We start from the raw sequence: 21503 nt of genomic DNA on the forward strand, positions 1-21503 counted from the left end.
CGCTTCGGCCCCTGGGCCACCGTCCGGTTCCCACGAATCTCGAAGTCCATCGCACCCCTTGGGATGGGGTGTTGCAACGACCACTAGAACTCAGGATCCCCGGGCGGGGGCTTTCGTGTGCAACGGTGCGATCAGAATATGAGACGAATCTTCTCGTCATGCGGGACGAGGAGTAGCGTCGGAGACATCGGGAGAACCGACCGCAGGGACCGACCGAACCCCAGGGGGACCGTCATGACCGGACAGCAGCCCACCGTCTACACGCACGGCCACCGCGAGCCCGTGCTGCGCTCGCACCGTTCCCGCACCGTGGCCAACTCGGCCGCCTACCTGCGCCCCGAACTGCGGCCCGGACAGGCCGTGCTGGACGTCGGCTGCGGCCCCGGCACGATCACCGCCGAGCTGGCCGAGCTGGTCGGCCCCACCGGGCGGGTGGTGGCCGTGGACAGCTCGGCCCAGGTGCTGGAGTCGGCCGCCCGGTACGCGGCGGACCGCGGCCTGTCCAACGTGGTCTTCGAGGTCGCCGACGTGCACGCGCTGCCCTACGCGGACGGGGAGTTCGACGTGGTGCACGCCCATCAGGTGCTGCAGCACGTGGCCGACCCGGTGGGGGCGCTGCGGGAGATGGGCCGGGTCACGGCGGAGGGCGGCGTGGTCGCGGCCCGGGACGTCGACTACGCGACCATGGCCTGGTACCCGCAGGTGTCCGAGCTGGACCGCTGGCTGGCGCTGTACCGGCGGATCGCCCGGGACAACGGCGGCGAGCCGGACGCCGGCCGACGGCTGCTGTCCTGGGCCCGGGAGGCGGGCTTCACCGACATCACCGCGACCTCCAGCAGCTGGACGTACGCGACGCCCGAACAGCGGGAGTGGTGGGGCGGGCTGTGGGCCGACCGCATCCTGGCCTCCGACATCGCCGACGTGGCGGTGGCCGAGGGGTACGCGGACCGGGTGGAACTGGAGCGGATCGCCGCCGGGTGGCAGGCCTGGGCGGCCGCCGAGGACGGCTGGTTCGCGATGCTGCACGGCGAGGTGCTGGCGCGCCGTCGGTGAGCGTCGGGCGGCCGGAAAAGGGCGAGAGGATGTTCGCCAAGATCGGGTAAAGTCGCGCGTCCGTTCCCGTGCTCCGCCTGCTGGTCCGCCCGCCGGTCCGTCCACGGAACGTTCTAGTCGTAACTGCCGAGTTGACGCCCGTGACCGGGCCGGGGGAGTCCACGTGTCCAAGCCCGAGTCCGACGTGCCCGTCCCGGCGCCGGATGCCGTCGTGCCGGATGCCGTCGCGTCGGACACCCCCGCGTCGGACAGCCCCGCCCCGGCCGACGCACCGGCCGCGGACGGCGTGCCGGCGGGCGCGGCGCCGACGGGTGTTCCGGCGCCCGCGGAGCGGGTGGAGCTGACCAAGCCGGCGCAGGCCGGGGCGGAACCCCCGGCCCCGGCGGCGCCCGCCGCGCCGGAGGCCCCCGCCGACCCGTGGGCCGTCCCCGGGACGACCGCCCTCGCCGCCCCCGCCGCCGACCCGTGGGCCACCGGCGGCGGCCCGGTCCCGCCCGGCCCGCCGCCGGCCACCGGCTGGGCCGCCGTCCCGCCCGGCGCGCTCTCCGGCTACCAGCCCGGCTACGCCTACCCGGCTCCCGAGGTCACCAACGGCTTCTCCGTCGCCGCCCTGGTCACCGGCCTGCTCTGCATGTGGCCGCTCTCGCTCGCCTTCGGCATCGTCGCGCTGGTCCAGATCCCCAAGCGCAACGAGCGCGGCCGCGGCATGGCGGTGACCGGTGTGGTGCTGGGCGTCCTGGGGGTGCTGGTCACCCTGCTGCTCTTCATCGGCGTCCTCGCCGCCGGCGTCGAGTCGGGCAGTGAGGCCGACCGCCCCGTCCGCGGCCCGAAGGCGCCCGCGGGCTCCGTGCTCTGGACCTCCCTCAAGTCCGGTGACTGCTACAACCCGCCCGGTGGGGACGACTACCCCGAGGACGGGGACCAGACGGTCCTGTGGGTGGTCAAGGCGCCCTGCGTGCTGCCGCACCACGGCGAGGTGGCCGGCACCGCCCGGATCCCGGAGAGCGACGGGAACGCCTACCCGGGGGAGAGCCGTGTCCGGGAGAGCGCCGCCGCCCTCTGCGGCCCGGTGCTCGGTGACTACGCGCTCGACTTCTGGGTCGTGCCGGACGGCATGGCGGAGGTCTACCTCTACCCGAGCCGGGCCAACTGGAAGTCCGGCGAGCGCTACGCCACCTGCGCCTACGAGGACCGCGACGCCGGACACCTGGGCAGCGTCCGCACCGACCGGGGCAAGCTGACGGCGGCCCAGCTGACCTATCTGGAGGCCGCCCGGGCCTACAACACCGCCAGCTGGAGCGAGCCGGAGGCCGAGGTGGCCGACGCCCGCTCCGAGCACGTGGCCTGGGCGAGCCGGATGGCCGAGGCCTCGCGCAAGGAGGCCGACCAGCTGTCCAGGAGCACGACGGTCTGGCCCGAGGGCGCCAGGCCGAAGGTGGCCGAGCTGGTGGCCGCCCAGCGCGAGGCCGCCACGGCCTGGGACGGCGCGGCCAGGACCGTCGACACGACCGCGCTCGAACGTGAGATCCGGCGCGCCAAGTCGCTGGTCGCCAAGTCGGCCAAGCTGACCGTGGAGATCCGCCGCGAGCTCGGTCTCTCGACCGGTGAGCAGGTCGGCGACATCCGGGCCTGACCGCCCGGCTCCGGAGTCCGGGCCGACGGCGGGAGCGGCCGGGCCCGCGTCTTACCGGGCGTTAACCGGGCCCGTACCTGTCGGTAGCGCGCCGGGCGTAGCGTCCGTGCGCGAGGGCCCGGCCCGACCCCCACGCGGGCCGGGTCCACCCGCCCGGGCCGGGGCAGGCCACCGGCCCGCCCCGGCCCGAAGGGCTTAGGGTCGGCGGCATGGAGAGCTGCCGGGTGATGCGCCAGGACGACAACGGCAACCGCTACGTGGTCGCCAGGGGGGTGGACCGGGCCGAGGCCGAGCGGTTGGCGGCCGAGTTCGAGGCCCGCGGTCACAAGCAGCTGTACTGGGTGGAGGCCGAGGCCGCATAGGGTCGGGGCCATGGAGAACCGGATCGTCGTCGGGGGCGCGCTCGTCCACCGGGGCCGGGTGCTGGCCGCCCGCCGCAGTGCCCCGGCCGAGGTCGCCGGGCGCTGGGAGTTCCCGGGCGGCAAGGTCGAGCCCGGTGAGAGCGAGACCCAGGCGCTGGAGCGGGAGCTGCTGGAGGAGCTCGGTGTCCGGGCGAAGGCGCTGGAGCGGTTGCCCGGCGCGTGGCTGGTCCGCCCGGGCCTGGAGCTGCGGCTCTGGGTGGCCGAACTGCTCTCCGGCGATCCGCGGCCGCTGCAGGACCACGACGAGCTCCGGTGGCTCGGCCCCGACGCGCTCGACGGGCTGGACTGGCTCGACCACGACCGCGAGGTCCTTCCGCACCTCACCCGGCTGCTGACCGAGGCCCGCACCGCGGGCTGAGCGCCCCGCGCCGATCCGCCGCCACACCCCCGCCACACCCCCGCCTCGCCGCCCGTCGGCACGCCCCGCGCGCCCCTCCGGCACGCCCGGCGCGCCTCGCACGCGCTCCCGCACACCGCGTGCGCGGGAGCAGCTGCCCCCGCCACGCGCAATACGCCAGGTAGGTCAATCAGAAAAGACGACCCTTGAGCCGGGATAGCCTGGGTTCTGCTGGGTATGTCACTTTTCGGCACTATTCGTCACCATCGGTGAGCCGTCCCCAGCCGGCGAAGCCGATCCCGACCAGAGCCGGAGGCCCCGTCGGTGTCGAGTACCGGTCACGGTGGCGGGGGAGCGGGACGCATGGGTACCGGGGGGAGCGCCTCCGCCCGCGCCCGCCTGCGCCGTGGTGCGCGCCCGCAGCGGCCGCAGCCGCCCCAGCCGCCCCAGGCCCCGACCTCCCGCCGCCGGGGCGACGGCGGAGCCCCCGAGGCCCAGCCGCCGGAGCGACTGGTGCCGTCCCTGGTGGTGCCCGACGTGACCGAGTCGGCGGGCCCCCGCAGCCGCCCCGCCCGCCCCTTCCCGGGCGGTCCCGGCGCCGAGCCGGGCGCTCCCGGCGGCCAGCGCGAGGGCAACCTGCTCGACGTGGTGAAGGTGGCCATCGCCATCCTGGACACCGCCGGCCGGGTGGTGCTCTGGAGCCCCGCCGCCGAGGAACTGCTGGGCTGGCCGAACGAGCTGCTGGTCGGCCGCCGGATCGACGAGCTGATCCCGGACGCGGACCAGGTCGTCCGGATCCGCGCCGCGATCCAGGACACCCTGCGCCACGGCCGCTGGGCCGGCCTCGCGGAGCTCCGCGACCGTGACGGCGACGCGGTCACCGTCGAGGCCCGGCTCTCGCTGCTGGTGGACGGTGACGGCACGCCGTTCCTCCAGGTCAACCTGGCCGAGGCGGCGGCCGTCCGGGCGGTCGAGCGGGACCTCGCGGTCCGCGACGCGCTGTTCGAGCAGTCCCCCCTGGGCATCGCGATCCTCGACACCGACCTGCGCTACACCGCCGTCAACCAGACCCTGGCCGAGATGAACGGCATGGCCACCGAGGACCACGTCGGGCGGACCACCGGCGAGACCCTGCCCGAGCGGGCCGCCGACGAGATCACCGCCATCCAGCGCCAGGTGCTGGCCACCGGCGAACCGGTCATCGACGTCACCCTCGCCTCGCCGGTCACCGCCCGCTCCGGGTACCGCTCGATCTCCTACAGCCGGATGACCGACCGGGCCGGCCGGGTCCTGGGCATCTCCGGCACCGTGATGGACGTGACCGAGCGCTACCGGGCGGTCGCCAAGGTCGAGCACGCCCGGCGCCGGCTCTCGCTGCTCAACGAGTTCGGCTCCCGGGTCGGCGACCTGCTGGACGCCTCGCGGATCGCCCAGGAGCTGGCCGGTGCGGTGGTGCCCCGGCTCACCGACCACTCCGCGGTGATCCTGCTCCAGGCCGTCGCGCACGGGGACGACCTGCCCCGGCACGGCCACGACCGCCGCACCTCGCTGCTGCAGCTGGGCACCGCCTCCGTCCAGGACGGCCCCGAGGTGGAGGTGATGCTCCGGCGCGGTGCCCGGATCACCTTCGCCGAGGACTCCGCCTGCGGGCGGGTGCTGCGCACCGGTGTCCCCGAGCCGGTCTCCGGCGCCGACCAGCTGAGCGACGTCACCTACCCCGGTGACCCGAAGATGCAGGCCGCCCACGACCTGGGCGTGCACTCGATGCTGGTGGTGCCGCTGCGCGCGCGGGGCATCGTGATCGGCCTGCTGCTGGTCAGCCGGGCCGGCTACCGCGAGGGCTTCGACCGGGACGACCTCGCCTTCACGGTCGAGCTGGCCGACCGGGCCGGCAGCTCCCTCGACAACGCCCGGCTCTACGCCCGGGAGCGCACCGCCGCGCTCACCCTGCAGCGCACCCTGCTGCCGCAGCAGGTCCCGCAGCCCACCGGCGTCGAGGTCGCCTACCGGTACGTGCCCGGCAGCAGCGGCACCGAGGTCGGCGGCGACTGGTTCGACGTCATCCCGCTGCCCGGCGACCGCACCGCGCTGGTGGTCGGCGACGTGATGGGCCACGGTCTGCGGGCCGCCGCCACGATGGGCCGGCTGCGCACCGCCGTCCGCGTCCTGGCCGCCCTCGACCTGCCGCCCGACGTGCTGCTGCGGCACGTCCACGAGCTGGCCGACGACCTCGCCCAGGGGCCGGACGAGGCCCTGCTGGCCACCTGCGTCTACGCCGTGTTCGACCCGGCCACGACCCGGCTCACGGTCTCCAAGGCGGGCCACATCCCGCCGGTGCTGATCGTGCCGGGCGGGGCGGCCGAGGAGCCGACCCGGTCCGGCGGCCCGCTGCTGGGCGGTGTCGGCCGGATCCTCGACCTGCCCTCCGGCGCGCCGCTCGGCGTCGGCGGCGTCCCGTTCGAGTCGGTCGAACTCAAGATCCCCGAGGGCAGTCTGCTCGCCCTGTGCACCGACGGCCTGGTGGAGTCCCGCGACAAGGACCTCGACGTCGGCCTCGGCCGGCTGGTCACCGTGCTGCAGCAGCCGCACGCCTCCATCCAGGCGGCCTGCGAGGCGGTGCTGGACACCATGGAGCAGGGCCGCGAGCCGGACGACGTGGCGCTGCTGCTGGCCCGGCTCGGCCACGGCCAGGCCGGCACCCCGACCGCCGGCTGGACGCTCCCCGCCGAGCCCACCGCCGTCTCCCGGGCCCGCCGGCTGGTCCGCGCCGCACTGGTCGAGTGGGGTGTCGAGCAGCTCACCGACACCGCCGAGCTGCTGGTCAGCGAGCTGGTCACCAACTCGGTCCGCTATGCGAGCGCTCCCATCGGAGTACGGTTGACGCTGGGTGAGACGCTGCTGGTCGAGATCTCCGATCCGCTGCCCGATCCGCCCCGCGCGCGCCACGCGGCCGAGGCCGACGAGGGCGGCCGAGGCCTGGAGCTGGTCCGCCGGCTCGCGCTGCGGTGGGGCGCCCGGGCGGAGGGTATGGGCAAGGTCGTCTGGTTCGAGCAGGCGCTGCCGGGTAATGAGCCCGAGGAGTCGGGATCCGAGTAGGACGCGAGTAGAACGGGACTGCATATGCCATCAGGCGGCCGGGGGGAGCGCGCACTCCGGCAGGGGGCGCGGGCGTGGCATTGTGGTTGCGCGGGCGGTAGGACAAAAACCTTCGCCCGATCTGATGTTGTGATGTTGAGGGCGTGTGAACGTACCCCTCGATGATGAATACTCGGTCTTCTCGGCATCCGGACGGTCGCGGGTTTGGAGGGGTCGGTCCGTTGAACAGCACCCCGGCGCGTAACGCGCCGAGCAGCAGCGGTCATGCCGCTGTGCCCGGGCAGGCCGGTTCGCCGCACCTGCCCGCCCCGTCCCAGGGGCACGGCCGGGCGGTCCGCCCGGTGGTCGGCGCCCATCAGTGGGGCGCGGGGGACCCGGGCTCGATCTACGACTACATCCGGGTCGCCACCTTCGCGATCGGCCCCGACGGCCGGATCAGCCAGTGGAGCGACCGCGCCGCCGAGTTCTTCGGCCTGCCCGCCGCCGAGGCGGTCGGCGCCGACCCGATCACCACCTTCGTCCCGCGGGAGCTCTGGCAGCGCGGCCGCGCCCGGCTGGAGCGCACGCTGGCCGGCGAGGAGTGGGTCGGCACCACGCCCTACCGCGACGCCACCGGCGGCGAGGGCCTCGCCGAGCTCTATCTGATGCCCGACAGCGCGCTGCCCACCGCCGGCGCCACCTGTCTCGCGGTCGACCTCGGCCGGCTGCGCCGGATCGAGACCGACCTCGCCGCCTCCGAGGCCGTCTTCGGCCAGACTCCGACCGGCTTCGTCCTGTTCGACGACCGGCTCCGGTTCCAGCGGGTCAACGACGCCTTCGCCTCCGGGCTTGGCCTCGTCCCCACCGACCTCGAAGGCCTGACCGCGCACGACATCTTCCCGGCCTCCGAGGCCGACCGGCTGACCGCCGCGCTGCGCAAGGTCATCGCCACCGGCGAACCCGTCTTCGACCTGCGCTTCCACTCCGCGGTGCCGACCCGCGAGGGCAACCGGCTCTGGGCCGTCTCGCTCTACCGCCTCAACGGCGCGGCCGGCCAGCCGACGGGCGTGGCGGGCCAGGTCTCCGACGTCACCAGCCGGCACGTCGCCGAGCGCGAGGCCGACGGCGTCCGCCGCAACCTCGCCCTGCTCAACGAGGCCAGCGCGCACATCGGCTCCACGCTCGACCTGGAGACCACCGCCAAGGAACTCCTGGACGTCGTCGTCCCGCCGTTCTGCGACCTCGCCACCGTCGACCTCTACACCGCGCTGCTCTCCGGCGAGACCGTCCCCAGCGCGGGCCGGTACGGCGACGGCGTGCTCACCGACGGCAGCGGCGAGCTGCGCCGGGTGGCCGTCTCCAGCGTGGTCGGCGGCGCCTCCTCGGTACTCGGCTCGGTCACCGGCCTGCCGATCGCCGAGGCCGGCGGCACGCTCTGCTACCCGCGCCGTTCGCCGCACGCCCGGGCGCTGCGCACCGGCCGCAGCGTCGTACCCGAGCCCGGACCGGACCCCCTGCTGCGCTCCACCCTGATCGTCCCGCTGGTCGCCCGCGACCAGGTGCTGGGCCTGGTCCAGCTCTCCCGCGCGATCGGCAGCGAGCCGTTCGACGCCCGGGACGTCGCCATCGCCGAGGAGCTGGTGGCCCGCGCCGCCGTCTGCATCGACAACGCCCGGCTCTACCGCCGCGAGCACGAGCGCGCGCTGATCCTGCAGCGCAGCCTGCTGCCCCCGGGCAACCCGGCCGCCAGCGGCCTGGAGATCGCCTGCCGGTACCTGCCCAGCAACAACAACACCGAGGTCGGCGGCGACTGGTTCGACGTCATCCCGCTGCCGGGCAACCGCACGGCGCTGGTGATCGGCGACGTGATGGGCCGCGGTCTGCGGGCCGCCGTGGCGATGGGCCAGCTGCGCACCGCCGTCCGCACCCTGGCCATGCTCGACCTCGACCCCGCCGAGGTGCTCACCGCCCTCGACGAGATCGCCCGCGGCCTGGGCGACGACTCCGCGCCCGCCGGCTCACCCACCCCGTACGGCCGGCTCACCTCGACCGCCGACGAGGAGGCCCGCGAGGTCTACCTGGCCACCTGCGTCTACGCGGTCTACGACGCCGTCACCCGGCGCTGCGTCTTCGCCAACGCCGGTCACCTGCCGCCCGTCCTGCTCAGCCCGGACGAGCCCGCCCGGATGCTCGACGTCCCGCCCGGTCTGCCGCTCGGCGTCGGCGGCGAGCCCTTCGAGGAGGTCGAGCTGACCCTGCCGGACGGCGCCGTGCTCGGCCTCTACACCGACGGGCTGGTGGAGAGCCGCAAGCACCAGCTGGACGAGGGCCTGCGGGCCTTCCGCACCGCGCTGTCGGCCGAGGGCAAGGGCCTGGAGGACCTCTGCGACCACGTCCTGGGCGAGCTCAACCCGCACCACGGCGAGGACGACATCGCCCTGCTGATGGCCAAGGTGCACGCCTTCCCCGACGACGCGGTCGGCAACTGGTTCCTGCCGCCCGAGCCCACCTCGGTGGCCAAGGCCCGCGAGCTGGCCTGCAGCTGGCTGCTGGCCCGCGGCCTGGACGAGCTGGTCGACACCACCGAGCTGCTGGTCAGCGAGCTGGTCACCAACGCGCTCCGGCACGGCCGGGGCGAGATCCGGCTCCGGCTGCTGCGCGACCGCAGCATGGTCTGCGAGGTCTGGGACGACGGCTACGCCCAACCGCGCCAGCGGCGCGCGCAGGAGACCGACGAGGGCGGGCGCGGGCTCCAGCTGGTCAGCCTGCTGGCCGAGCGCTGGGGCAGCCGGCGGACGCCCAAGGGCAAGATCGTCTGGTTCGAGCTGTCGCTCTAGCGGCTCGGCCGTCCGGGTGGGCTCTCCCGGCGGCCCGCCGTGTCGGTGCGGCCGTCCGCGTCCGCCCGGCGTTCGATGGCCGCCATGCGCGTCCGCCAGCTCACCCTCGCAGCCGCCGCGCTGCTGCTCGCCGTCGGGGGCCCGGCCGGCTGCTCCGGCGCCCCGGTCCCGGCCCGCCCGCCGGAGCCCGTCCCCGTCTCCGCCGCCCCCACCGCCGTCACCGGTGACCTCCCCCCGTACGACCGGGCCGGGATCCGGGAGGGTGGCACGCTGCGCTGGGCCCTGGACGCCGTCCCCGCCACGCTGAACGTCCACGCGCCCGCAGCGACGGCCGATTCGGCGCTGTTGGCGCAAGCCCTCTACCCCTCGCTGTTCCGGCCGGACCGGCACGGCCGGCCGGTCCCCGACCCGGACTACCTGGAGTCCGCCGAGTCCACCCCGCCCGGGCAGCTGCCCCAGGTCGTCACCTACCGGCTCAACCCGCGCGCCGTCTGGAGCGACGGCACCCCGCTCTCGGTGGCCGACTTCACCGCCCAGCGGGCCGCGCTCTCCGGCCGGGACCCCGCGTACACCGCCGCCCGTCCGGCCGGCTACGACGCGATCGACTCGATCACCCAGGGCGCCGACCGGTCCGAGGTCAAGGTCGTCCTCCGCCGCTCCTGCGCCGGCTGGCAGAACCTGTTCGGGCCGCTGTACCCCGCGGTCGACACCGCCACCCCGGCCGCCTTCGATCGGCCGCTGACCGGAGCGACGGCCGGACACCCCACCGCGGGGCCGTTCACGGTCTCCGGGTACGACGTTCCGGGCGGCCGGGTCACCCTGGTGCGCAACCCGCTCTGGTGGGGGGAGACGCCGAAGGCCGACCGGATCGACTTCCTGGCCACCCCGGCCGAGCGCCGGCTGGACGCGCTCGACCAGGACCGGCTCGACATCGCCCCGATCACGACGGCCGTCGACCGGGCCTCGGCGGCGCCCGGCAGCTCGGGTGACGCCGCCGACACCGTCGACGCCGCCGCCCGGGCGCTGCGGCGCGCCGAGGCGCTGCCCGGCGTCACCGTGCACCGGGCCGCCGCGGCCTCGCTCACCCAGCTCACCCTGAACGCCGCCCGCGGGCCGCTCACCGACCCGGCCGTCCGCCAGGCCCTCGCCCGGTCCGTCGACCGGCGGCGGACCGCCGACGCCGCGCTCACCCCGTTCGGGCTGGCCCCGGCACCGCTCGGCAGCCACCTGCTGGCCGGCGACCAGGACGGCTACCGCGACAACGGCGACGTCCTCGGCCCGGTGGACGCCGGCCGGCTGCTGGACCGGGCGGGCTGGAAGCGTCCGGCGAGCGGCGGCACCCGGACCAAGGACGGCCGGTCCCTCGTCCTCACCCTGCTGATCCCCGCCGACTCCGCGCTGGCCCGCCGGACGGCCGACGCGCTGACCGCCGGCCTCGCCTCGGCGGGCATCGCCCTGCGGCCGGTGCCGGTCCCCGCCGAGGCCTTCGTTCCCGGCCACCTGGCCACCGGGGACTACGACCTCGCGCTGTTCGCCTGGCCGGCCGGCCCCGATCCGGCGGCCGACCAGCGCCCGGTCTACGCCAAGCCCCGGCCCGGTCCGGACGGCGCCCTGGAGCCCGGCGACAACTACGGCCGGGTGGGCACGGAGGAGATCGACCGGCTCCTCGACCGCGCCGCCGCGGAGCTGGACGGGACCGCCCGATCGGCCCTGCTCCAGGAGGCCGACACCCGGATCTGGCAGCTCGGCCACTCCGTCCCGCTCTACCAGCGCCCGGAGCTGGTCGCCGTCCGTGACGACGTCGCGGCCGCCGGCGCCTGGGGCTTCACCCGGCCGCGCTTCCAGGACGTCGGTTTCCTCGCCCGCTGAGCCGGCCGCGCGGCGGGCCCGCGGAGCGCGAGGACGGCGCGGGGCAGGGCGGGGAACGGCAGGGCGGCAGCGCGGGGAACCGCAGGGCGGCGAGCGGGCCCCGGACGGGCCGGCGGTGGTCGGGCGGCCCGGTGTCCGGGAGCCGTTCCCACGGCGTCCGCCGGGTGAAGAGCGGGTGATCCATCTGTGATCTTGATCCCGCCCGACCTGCTCGTTTCGGCCGACCTGGAGGGTTCCACGTACGATAGGAGGAAGCCGTGGCATGTCCTGCCCGGCGGGTGGACCGGTAGTAGCAGGCGGTACGGGCGGCGGCGATCAACAGGGATCGCCGGTCGGCGTCACGCAGCCGGGCGCCGTAACCCACGATTCCGGGAGAATCCGCTCCGCATGCCCACGCGCAATGACATCCGCAACGTTGCCATCGTCGCCCACGTCGACCACGGCAAGACCACGCTGGTCGACGCCATGCTGAAGCAGGCCGGCGCCTTCGCCGCCCACCAGCACCTCGACGACCGCATGATGGACTCCAACGACCTGGAGCGCGAGAAGGGCATCACCATTCTCGCGAAGAACACCGCCGTCAAGTACCACCCCAAGGAGGGTGGCGCGCCGATCACGATCAACATCATCGACACCCCCGGCCACGCCGACTTCGGTGGTGAGGTCGAGCGCGGCCTGTCGATGGTCGACGCGGTCGTGCTGCTGGTCGACGCCTCCGAGGGTCCGCTGCCGCAGACCCGCTTCGTGCTCCGCAAGGCGCTGACGGCCAAGCTGCCGGTCATCCTCTGCATCAACAAGACCGACCGTCCGGACTCCCGGATCGACGAGGTCATCAACGAGACCTACGACCTGTTCCTGGACCTCGACGCCACCGAGGAGCAGATCGAGTTCCCGATCGTCTACGCCTGTGCGCGTGACGGCGTCGCCTCGATGACCAAGCCGGAGAACGGCACCGTGCCGGCCGACAGCGACTCGCTGGAGCCGTTCTTCTCCACCATCCTGGAGCACGTCCCGGCCCCGACCTACGACGAGGACGCCCCGCTCCAGGCGCACGTCACCAACCTGGACGCCGACAACTTCCTCGGCCGTATCGCGCTCTGCCGCGTCGAGCAGGGCGAGCTGCGCAAGGGCCAGCAGGTCGCGTGGATGAAGCGGGACGGCTCCGTCCAGCAGGTCAAGATCACCGAGCTGCTGATGACCGAGGCGCTCACCCGCAAGCCGGCCGAGGTGGCCGGCCCGGGCGACATCTGCGCCGTCGCGGGCATCCCCGAGATCATGATCGGCGAGACCCTGGCCGACCTGGAGAACCCGGTCGCGCTGCCGCTCATCACGGTGGACGAGCCGGCCATCTCGATGGTCATCGGCACCAACACCTCGCCGCTGGTCGGCAAGGGCGGCAAGGGCCACAAGGTCACCGCCCGCATGGTGAAGGACCGCCTGGACCGCGAGCTGATCGGTAACGTCTCGCTCCGCGTGCTGCCGACCGAGCGTCCGGACGCCTGGGAGGTCCAGGGCCGTGGCGAGCTGGCGCTGGCCATCCTGGTCGAGACCATGCGCCGGGAGCTGTTCGAGCTGACCGTCGGCAAGCCGCAGGTCGTCACCAAGGTCATCAACGGCAAGACCCACGAGCCGGTCGAGCGGATGACCATCGACAGCCCCGAGGAGTACCTCGGCGCGATCACCCAGCTGATGGCGACCCGCAAGGGCCGCATGGAGACCATGACGAACCACGGCTCCGGCTGGGTCCGCATGGAGTTCATCGTCCCGTCGCGCGGTCTGATCGGCTTCCGGACCCAGTTCCTGACCGACACCCGCGGCACCGGCATCGCGCACAGCATCTTCGAGGGCCACGAGCCGTGGTTCGGCGAGCTGCGGATGCGCAACAACGGTTCGCTGGTCGCGGACCGCGCGGGCGTCGTGACGCCGTTCGCGATGATGGGCATCCAGGAGCGCGGCACGCTCTTCGTCGAGCCCACCACCGAGGTGTACGAGGGCATGATCGTCGGCGAGAACTCGCGCCAGGACGACATGGACATCAACATCACCAAGGAGAAGAAGCTCACCAACATGCGTGCCGCTTCCTCCGACACCACCGAGAACCTGGTGCCGCCGCGCAAGCTCTCGCTGGAGCAGTCGCTGGAGTTCTGCCGCGAGGACGAGTGCATCGAGGTCACCCCGGAGACCGTGCGAATCCGCAAGGTCGTCCTGGACCAGAAGGAGCGTGGCCGTTCGGCTTCGCGCGCCAAGAAGGCCTGACACCCGGGTTTAAACAGCCTTTGGCTTGAATCGGTCGCCCCCCTTTCCAATGGAGAGGGGGGCGATCGTTTTTCACTACTCCACGCTGTCGACGCGCGTATAAACGGAATAGCGCTTAACACGGCAAGGTGTCCGCTGAGCGAACGTGACAGTCCGTCATTCATGACGACTGTCCGTTTAATGCCTGTCTGAGTATGTCTCTTATGTCCGATTTTCGAAACTTACCGACCGTTCATGTGACCTAATTGAGATCGCTAGTGGTCACTTTCGTGTCCGTACGTGACGGATAGTGGGTGCAGTCAGGCTCGGGTCAAGGGTTAACGCGCAGGGGTGCGCGCCGAAACCACGAGCGCGGACGGCACAACGGAAGCGGCGTCAGCCGACCGTGGTGCTCTCCTCGTTGGAAAGTCGATTTCAGGAGGCATCCCCCATGCGCGGTGCAACCCAGACCAAGTGGATCGTCGCGGCGACCGCTATCGCCCTCGCGGCGACCGCTTGCAGCACCAGCTCGAAGAGCAGTGACAAGGCCTCTTCCGGCGGCGGCAGCATCGCCGTCCAGCTCGGCGAGCCGCAGCACGGTCTGGTTCCCCAGAACACCGCGGAGTCGGAGGGTGCCGAGGTCCTCGGTGCCGTCTTCGCCGGCCTGGTCGAGTACGACAACAAGACCAACGAGCCGAAGCTGCGCGTCGCCGAGTCGATCGAGAGCGCCGACAGCAAGCTCTGGACGATCAAGCTGAAGGACGGCTACACCTTCCACAACGGTGAGAAGGTGACCGCCCAGTCGTTCGTCGACGCCTGGAACTGGGGCGCCAACCAGGACAACGCGGCCGAGGGCCTGCCGTTCTTCGCCAAGATCGACGGCTCCGAGGAGCTGGCCCCGGGCAAGGACAAGAAGCCCGCCGCCGACAAGCTCAAGGGCCTGACGGTCGTCGACGACAAGACCTTCACCGTCGCGCTGACGCAGCCGTTCTCCCAGTTCAAGACCATGCTGGGCTACAACGCGTTCTACCCGCTGCCCAAGGCGTTCTTCACCGACCCGAAGGCGTTCGCCGACAAGCCGATCGGCAACGGCCCGTTCGAGATGGACGGCGCCTGGGAGCACAACAAGCAGATCAAGGTCAAGCGCTACGAGAACTTCCCTGCCTCGGACGGCAAGGCGAAGCTCCAGGGCGTCACCTTCAAGATCTACGACAACCTGGACACCGCGTACAACGACCTGCGCGCCGACAACATCCAGGCCACCGACAAGCTGCCGATCTCGGCCCTGTCGAGCGTCAAGAGCGAGTTCGGCGACCGCTACATCTACAAGCCGGAGTCCGGCGTCGGCTACATCGGCTTCCCGATCGCCACCAACCCGGCCACCTACGGCAAGCCGGAGATCCGCAAGGCGATCTCGATGGCGATCGACCGCGAGGCGATCACCAAGACGATCTTCTCGGGCACCCGCGTCCCGGCCGACGACTTCGTCAACCCGCTGATCCCGGGCTACCGCAAGGGCGCCATGGGCGACGCGGCGAAGTACGACCCGGTCAAGGCCAAGCAGCTCTTCGACACGGCCGGTGGCGTCCCCGGCAACACCATCGAGCTGGGCTACAACGCCGATGGTGGCCACAAGGAGTGGATCGAGGCCGTCGCGAACCAGCTGAAGAAGAACCTGGGCATCGAGGTCACCACCAAGCCGTTCGAGAAGTTCGGCAAGATCCTCGACGCGCTGGGCGGCAAGCAGTACTCGGGCGCCTTCCGCATGGCGTGGTCGATGGACTACCCGTCGATCGAGAACTACCTCCGTCCGATCTTCTCCAAGGTCGCGATCGAGAACGGCTCGAACTACGGCGGCTACGTCAACGACAAGTTCGAGGACCTGCTGAACCAGGCCGACCAGGCGAAGACCCAGGACGAGGGCCAGAAGCTGTACCAGCAGGCCGACGACATCCTGGTGCAGGACCTGCCGTACATCCCGGTGTACACCTACATGTCCTCCGCCGCGTACAGCAAGAAGATCAAGAACTTCGACACCGACGCCCAGGGCCGTATGAACCTGGACGAGGTCGAGCTCGCCGGCTGATCCGGTTAATCAGACGATCGGGGGCGGGTGGGCCGGACTACAGTCCGAGTCCTCCCGCCTCCCTTCCTTGTCCGAAAGTGTGGAGGTCTGATGGGCCGCTATGTCATCCGCCGACTGATACAGGCGATCCCTGTCCTGCTCGGTGCGACGCTGCTGATCTATGCGTTGGTGCACTACCTGCCCGGTGACCCGGTGCAGGCTCTGGCCGGCGAGAAGCGGGCCGACCCGCTCGTGGCGGAGATGATCCGCCAGAAGTACCACCTGAACGACCCGTTCCTGCTGCAGTACTGGAACTACATCTCAGGGGTCTTCCAGGGGAACCTCGGCGAGAGCCTGACCGGTCGCTCGGTGACCGACATGATCAGCGAGGCGTTCCCGTACACCGTCAACCTCGCCGTGGTCGCCTTCGTCATGGAGGCCGTCATCGGGGTGCTGGCGGGTGTCATGGCGGCCCTGCGCAAGGGCAAGTTCATCGACCAGCTGGTCCTCATCAGCACGCTGTTCGTGATCTCGATCCCGGTCTTCGTCACCGGCTTCGTGCTCCAGCTGGTCCTCGGCGTGAAGCTCAAGACCGACTACGGCATCGACTTCTTCCCGGTCTCCTTCAACGAGGACGACGGGCTGCGGGCCTACCTGCTGCCGGCGTTCGTGCTGGCGTCGACCTCGCTCGCGTACGTCGCCCGACTGACCCGCACCAGCCTGATGGAGACCATGCGCGCGGACTACGTCCGCACCGCGGTCGCCAAGGGTCTGAAGCGTCGTCGGGTCATCGGCCGGCACGCCCTGCGCAACGCGCTGATCCCGATCGTCACCTTCCTCGGTGCCGACCTCGGCGGTCTGATGGGTGGCGCGGTCATCACCGAGAAGATCTTCAACATGCACGGCATCGGCGGTCTGCTCGCCCAGTCCGTGTACCAGAAGCAGGGCACGGTGATCGTCGGCATGGTCACCCTGCTGGTGATGATCTACCTGATCACCACCCTGCTCGTGGACCTGCTGTACGCCGTGCTCGACCCGAGGATCCGCTATGAGTGACACCATCACCGTGGGCCCCGACGCCCCCGAGGACAAGGCCCCGAAGGCCGCGCCGGAGAAGAAGCAGAAGCCCGAGCGCGTTGCCAGCCTCTGGTCCGACGCGCTGCGCGACCTGCGCCGCAACCCGGTCTTCATCATCGGCGCCGTGCTGGTCTCCGCCCTGCTGGTGATCGCCGCCGTGCCGCAGCTGTTCACCGACGGCAACCCGCTCGCGGGCGGCGCGTGCGACCTGGCCGACTCGCTGAAGCGCCCGAGTGCCGAGCACTGGTTCGGCTTCGACGTGCAGGGCTGTGACGTCTACACCCGCACCATCTGGGGCGCCCGCAACTCGATCATCGTCGGTGTGCTCACCACCACCACGGTCACCGTGATCGGTGCCCTGCTCGGCCTGCTGGCCGGCTGGGTCGGCGGCATCACCGACAGCATCCTGTCGCGCTTCACCGAGATCTTCTTCTCGATCCCGCTGCTGCTCGGCGGCATGCTGATCATGTCGATGCTCGGCAAGGGCAACGCCTACACCGTCTCCGTCGTGATGGCCGTGCTCGGCTGGCCGCAGATCTTCCGCATCATGCGTGCCTCGGTGCTGTCCAACAAGCACAACGACTACGTGATGGCGGCCAAGGCGCTCGGCGCCGGCAGCTTCCGGATCACCTTCCGTCACATCCTGCCGAACGCCATCGCCCCGGTGATCGTCGTTTCCGCGATCAGCCTGGGTGTGTACATCGGTGCCGAGGCGGCCCTGTCCTACCTGGGCATCGGTGTCCAGTCCCCGGAGATCTCCTGGGGCCTGATGATCAGCGACGCCCAGCCCCGCTTCCTGACCGCCCCGCACGTGCTGCTCTTCCCGTCCGCGGTGCTGAGCGTCACGGTGCTGGCGTTCATCATGCTCGGCGACGCGGTGCGCGACGCCCTCGACCCGAAGCTCCGCTGAGAGAAGAGGTGACGACCCGATGACCACCGTGATCGAGAAGAACCAGAAGAGCGGCCGCCTCGAAATCGGCACCCCGCTGCTGGAGGTCCGTGACCTCCACGTGGAGTTCCACACCCGGGACGGCGTCGCCAAGGCCGTGAACGGCGTGAACTACTCCGTCGCCGCCGGTGAGACCCTGGCGGTGCTCGGCGAGTCCGGCTCCGGCAAGTCGGTGACCGCGCAGACCATCATGGGCATCCTGGACATGCCCCCCGGCAAGATCAGCCAGGGGCAGATCCTCTTCCGCGGCCAGGACATGCTCGCGATGAAGGAGGAGGAGCGCCGGCTGATCCGCGGCCAGAAGATCGCGATGATCTTCCAGGACGCGCTCTCCTCGCTGAACCCGGTGATGACCGTCGGCGACCAGCTCGGCGAGATGTTCCGGGTGCACCGCGGCCTGTCCAAGAAGGAAGCCCGGGCCAAGGCCGTCGAGCTGATGGACCGGGTGCGCATCCCCGCCGCCAAGCAGCGGGTGGGCGACTACCCCCACCAGTTCTCCGGCGGTATGCGCCAGCGCATCATGATCGCCATGGCGCTCTCCATGGAGCCCGACCTGATCATCGCCGACGAGCCCACCACCGCCCTGGACGTCACCGTCCAGGCCCAGGTGATGGACCTGCTGGCGGAGCTGCAGGCCGAGTACAACATGGGCCTGATCCTGATCACCCACGACCTCGGCGTGGTCGCCGACGTCGCGGACAAGATCGCCGTGATGTACGCCGGCCGGATCGTCGAGACCGCCCCGGTGCACGACCTGTACGCGAACCCCGCGCACCCGTACACCAAGGGCCTGCTCCGCTCGATCCCGCGCCTGGACCAGAAGGGCCAGGAGCTGTACGCGATCAAGGGCCTGCCCCCGAACCTGCTGAAGGTCCCGGCCGGCTGCGCGTTCAACCCCCGCTGTGACGTCGCCACCGACCTGTGCCGCTCGGAGACCCCGAAGCTGCACCAGGTGACCGACAAGGACGGCACGGAGCTCACCGGCCGCCGCAGCGCGTGCCACCTCTGGAAGGAGACCCTCCATGGCTGAGCCCATCCTGGAGGTCAAGGACCTGGTCAAGCACTACCCGCTGACCCAGGGCATCCTCTTCAAGAAGCAGGTCGGCGCGGTCAAGGCGGTCGACGGCATCTCCTTCGACCTGATGAAGGGCGAGACGCTCGGCATCGTCGGCGAGTCCGGCTGTGGCAAGTCCACGCTGGCCAAGGTGCTGATGAACCTGGAGCGGGCCACCTCCGGCCAGGTGCTGTTCAAGGGCGAGGACATCTCCAAGCTGTCCGGCGCCGCCCTCAAGGCGGTCCGCCGGAACATCCAGATGGTGTTCCAGGACCCTTACACCTCGCTCAACCCGCGCATGACGGTCGGCGACATCATCGGCGAGCCCTTCGAGATCCACCCCGAGGTGGCTCCCAAGGGCGACCGCCGCAAGGCCGTCCAGGACCTCCTGGACGTCGTCGGCCTGAACCCGGAGTACATCAACCGGTACCCGCACCAGTTCTCCGGCGGCCAGCGCCAGCGCATCGGCATCGCCCGCGGCCTGGCGCTCAAGCCCGAGATCATCATCTGCGACGAGCCGGTCTCCGCGCTGGACGTCTCGGTCCAGGCCCAGGTGATCAACCTGCTGGACCAGCTGCAGACCGAGTTCGAGCTGTCGTACATGTTCATCGCGCACGACCTCTCGATCGTCCGGCACATCTCCGACCGGGTCGGCGTGATGTACCTGGGCAAGATGGTCGAGATCGGCAGCGACGAGGCGATCTACGAGAACGCCACGCACCCGTACACCCAGGCGCTGCTCTCCGCGGTGCCGGTGCCGGACCCGACGGCGCGCGAGTCCCGCGACCGGATCATCCTGACCGGCGACATCCCCTCGCCGGCCAACCCGCCGTCCGGCTGCCGGTTCCGCACCCGCTGCTGGAAGGCGGAGGAGCGCTGCTCCACCGAGTCCCCGCTGCTGGCGATCCCGACCACGCTGAGCGGCGCGGCCGCCCACGAGTCGGCCTGCCACTTCGCCGAGGTCCGGGAGACGGTCGCCGCCGTCTGATCCCCGAGGCGTTCCCCCGGAAGGGCCCGCGGCTTTCGAGCCGGGGGCCCTTCCGGCGTTCCGTCAACTTCCCGCGCGGTCCGCTGCACCCGTCCGGGGGTACCCGACTCGCGCCGCCGGGCGGCCGCGCTTCTCATGGGGTGTGATGCGACACACACCTTGAGGAGGGACCTCCATGCCCGCAGCCACTCGTGCTCGATGGGTCCTCGCCGCTGCGACATCTGTGGCCCTGGTGGCCAGTGGGTGCAGCAGTAGCGGCGGAGGCGGCAGTTCGTCGGACAGCAGCAAGACCTTCAGCTACCAGAGCAGCGAGCCGCAGAACCCCCTGCAGCCCGCGAACGCGAACGAGACCGGTGGCGGCCGCATCCTGCAGAACCTGTTCAAGGGGCTGGTCGACTACGACCCCAGCACTGCCAAGATCCGGATGCAGGTCGCGGACTCGATCGACACCAGTGACTCGCAGACCTTCAACGTCACGCTGAAGAGCGGCTGGACGTTCCACGACGGCACTCCGGTCACGTCGCAGAACTTCGTGGACGCCTGGAACTGGGGCGCGACCACCAGCAACAACCAGATCAACAGCTCCTGGTTCTCCGACATCGAGGGCTACCAGGACGTCCACCCGGCCAGTGGCCAGCCGACCGCGACCAAGATGTCCGGGCTGACCGTCACCGACGACACGCACTTCACCGTCAAGCTGCGGAACAAGGTCTCGTACTTCGAGTACAAGCTCGGTTACATCGCCTTCTCCCCGCTCCCCACCGCCTTCTTCAACGACCCGGCCGGGTACGGGCAGAAGCCGGTGGGCAACGGCGCCTACCAGTTCGTCAGCTGGGACCACAACCAGCAGGTGGTGACCAAGGCGTACCCGAACTACCAGGGCGTGGACAAGCCGAAGAACGGCGGCATCGTCTTCAAGATGTACAACACGGCCGAGGCGGCCTACGCGGACCTGCAGTCCAACAACCTCGACGTGATGGACCAGGTGCCGCCCTCCGCGCTGGCCACCTACAAGAGCGACCTCGGGGACCGGGCGATCGACGCGCCGCAGGGCGCCATCCAGAACATCGGCTTCACGCTCTACCAGCCGGAGTGGGCGGGCCCCGACAAGGCCAAGGTCCGTCAGGGCCTGTCGATGGCGATCGACCGGTCGACCATCACCAAGACCGTTCTCCAGGGCTCGCGCGCGCCGGCCTCCGCCTGGGTCGCGGACGGCGTCGAGGGCTACAAGAGCGGCCAGTGCGGCGACTTCTGCAACTTCGACCCGGCCAAGGCGAAGCAGCTCGTCACCGAGGGCGGCGGCGTCCCCGGCAACAAGCTGACCATCACCTACAACGCGGACGGCGGCCACAAGGAATGGGTGGACGCGGTCTGCAACTCGATCCGGCAGAGCACCGGCGTGGACTGCGTGGGTGACCCGAAGCCCGACTTCAAGACCGCCCGTGCGGCGATCACCGGCCACCAGATCAGCGGCGCCTTCCGGACCGGCTGGGTGCAGGACTACCCGTTGAACGCCAACTTCATGGCCGACGTCTACCGCACCGGCGCCGCGTCCAACGACTTCGGTTACAGCAGCCCGCAGTTCGACCAGCTGGCCGACCAGGCCGACCGCGCCGCCAGCGTGAGCGACACGGTGACCGGCTACCAGGCGGCGGAGAAGGTGCTGGCCAACGACATGCCGGCCATCCCGCTCTGGTACTACCGCACCAACTCGGGCTACTCCACCAAGGTCCAGAACGTGGCCTTCGACTCCTTCGGCAACCCGGCCTGGACCCAGGTCGAGGTCAAGGGCTGATCCAGCCCCCCGCGCCGGCCCCGCCCTCCCCGCACGGAGGGCGGGGCCCGGGCACTCGGCCCGACGGCCCTCCGCACCCGGTCAGGGGCCGACCAGTCACCTAGGAAGGAGGCT

General features: G+C 71.4%; 14 protein-coding genes. All 14 read left to right on the forward strand.

The window, feature by feature from the left end:
* Positions 1–234 precede the first annotated feature (234 nt).
* The 14 genes from ACFXHB_RS23960 to ACFXHB_RS24025 all read left to right on the forward strand — a co-directional run bounded on the left by ACFXHB_RS23960 (position 235) and on the right by ACFXHB_RS24025 (position 21389).
* Complete coding sequence (locus tag ACFXHB_RS23960) at positions 235–1053, forward strand: methyltransferase domain-containing protein (RefSeq protein WP_380576647.1); 819 nt, start codon at positions 235–237, stop codon at positions 1051–1053.
* A gap of 163 nt (positions 1054–1216) precedes the next feature.
* Complete coding sequence (locus ACFXHB_RS23965; RefSeq protein WP_380576648.1) at positions 1217–2686, forward strand: DUF4190 domain-containing protein; 1470 nt, start codon at positions 1217–1219, stop codon at positions 2684–2686.
* Positions 2687–2895: 209 nt separating this feature from the next.
* Positions 2896–3048, forward strand: a complete 153-nt coding sequence (locus ACFXHB_RS23970; RefSeq protein WP_380576649.1) for an SPOR domain-containing protein — start codon at positions 2896–2898, stop codon at positions 3046–3048.
* Positions 3049–3058: 10 nt separating this feature from the next.
* Positions 3059–3466: an NUDIX domain-containing protein gene (locus ACFXHB_RS23975; RefSeq protein WP_380576650.1), complete on the forward strand. Its 408-nt coding sequence runs from the start codon at positions 3059–3061 to the stop codon at positions 3464–3466.
* 342 nt (positions 3467–3808) lie between these two features.
* Positions 3809–6541: a SpoIIE family protein phosphatase gene (locus ACFXHB_RS23980; RefSeq protein ID WP_380576651.1), complete on the forward strand. Its 2733-nt coding sequence runs from the start codon at positions 3809–3811 to the stop codon at positions 6539–6541.
* Positions 6542–6762: 221 nt separating this feature from the next.
* Positions 6763–9357 (forward strand): SpoIIE family protein phosphatase, encoded by a 2595-nt coding sequence (locus tag ACFXHB_RS23985; protein ID WP_380576652.1) that lies wholly within the window; start codon positions 6763–6765, stop codon positions 9355–9357.
* An 84-nt stretch (positions 9358–9441) separates the two neighbouring features.
* Positions 9442–11226 (forward strand): ABC transporter family substrate-binding protein, encoded by a 1785-nt coding sequence (locus tag ACFXHB_RS23990; protein ID WP_380576653.1) that lies wholly within the window; start codon positions 9442–9444, stop codon positions 11224–11226.
* A 387-nt stretch (positions 11227–11613) separates the two neighbouring features.
* Complete coding sequence (gene typA / locus ACFXHB_RS23995; RefSeq protein ID WP_380576654.1) at positions 11614–13482, forward strand: translational GTPase TypA; 1869 nt, start codon at positions 11614–11616, stop codon at positions 13480–13482.
* A 430-nt stretch (positions 13483–13912) separates the two neighbouring features.
* Positions 13913–15547, forward strand: coding sequence for an ABC transporter substrate-binding protein (locus tag ACFXHB_RS24000; protein WP_380576655.1), 1635 nt, complete (start codon positions 13913–13915; stop codon positions 15545–15547).
* Between the two features lie 90 nt (positions 15548–15637).
* A complete protein-coding gene (locus tag ACFXHB_RS24005; RefSeq protein ID WP_380576656.1) occupies positions 15638–16582 on the forward strand; it encodes an ABC transporter permease in 945 nt (314 codons plus the stop codon).
* On the forward strand, positions 16575–17513 hold the full coding sequence (locus ACFXHB_RS24010; protein ID WP_380576657.1) for an ABC transporter permease: 939 nt from the start codon (positions 16575–16577) through the stop codon (positions 17511–17513). The genes ACFXHB_RS24005 and ACFXHB_RS24010 overlap by 8 nt, the downstream gene beginning before the upstream one ends.
* 19 nt (positions 17514–17532) lie before the next feature.
* Positions 17533–18582: an ABC transporter ATP-binding protein gene (locus ACFXHB_RS24015; RefSeq protein ID WP_380576658.1), complete on the forward strand. Its 1050-nt coding sequence runs from the start codon at positions 17533–17535 to the stop codon at positions 18580–18582.
* Positions 18575–19594 carry an ABC transporter ATP-binding protein gene (locus tag ACFXHB_RS24020; protein WP_380576659.1) on the forward strand — a complete coding sequence of 340 codons (1020 nt, stop codon included), beginning with the start codon at positions 18575–18577 and terminating at the stop codon, positions 19592–19594. Before ACFXHB_RS24015 ends, ACFXHB_RS24020 begins: the two co-directional genes overlap by 8 nt.
* 175 nt (positions 19595–19769) lie before the next feature.
* A complete protein-coding gene (locus tag ACFXHB_RS24025; RefSeq protein ID WP_380576660.1) occupies positions 19770–21389 on the forward strand; it encodes an ABC transporter substrate-binding protein in 1620 nt (539 codons plus the stop codon).
* The last annotated feature ends 114 nt before the right edge of the window (positions 21390–21503 follow it).

It is taken from the genome of Kitasatospora sp. NPDC059327, assembly GCF_042752535.1.
Classification (GTDB): domain Bacteria; phylum Actinomycetota; class Actinomycetes; order Streptomycetales; family Streptomycetaceae; genus Kitasatospora.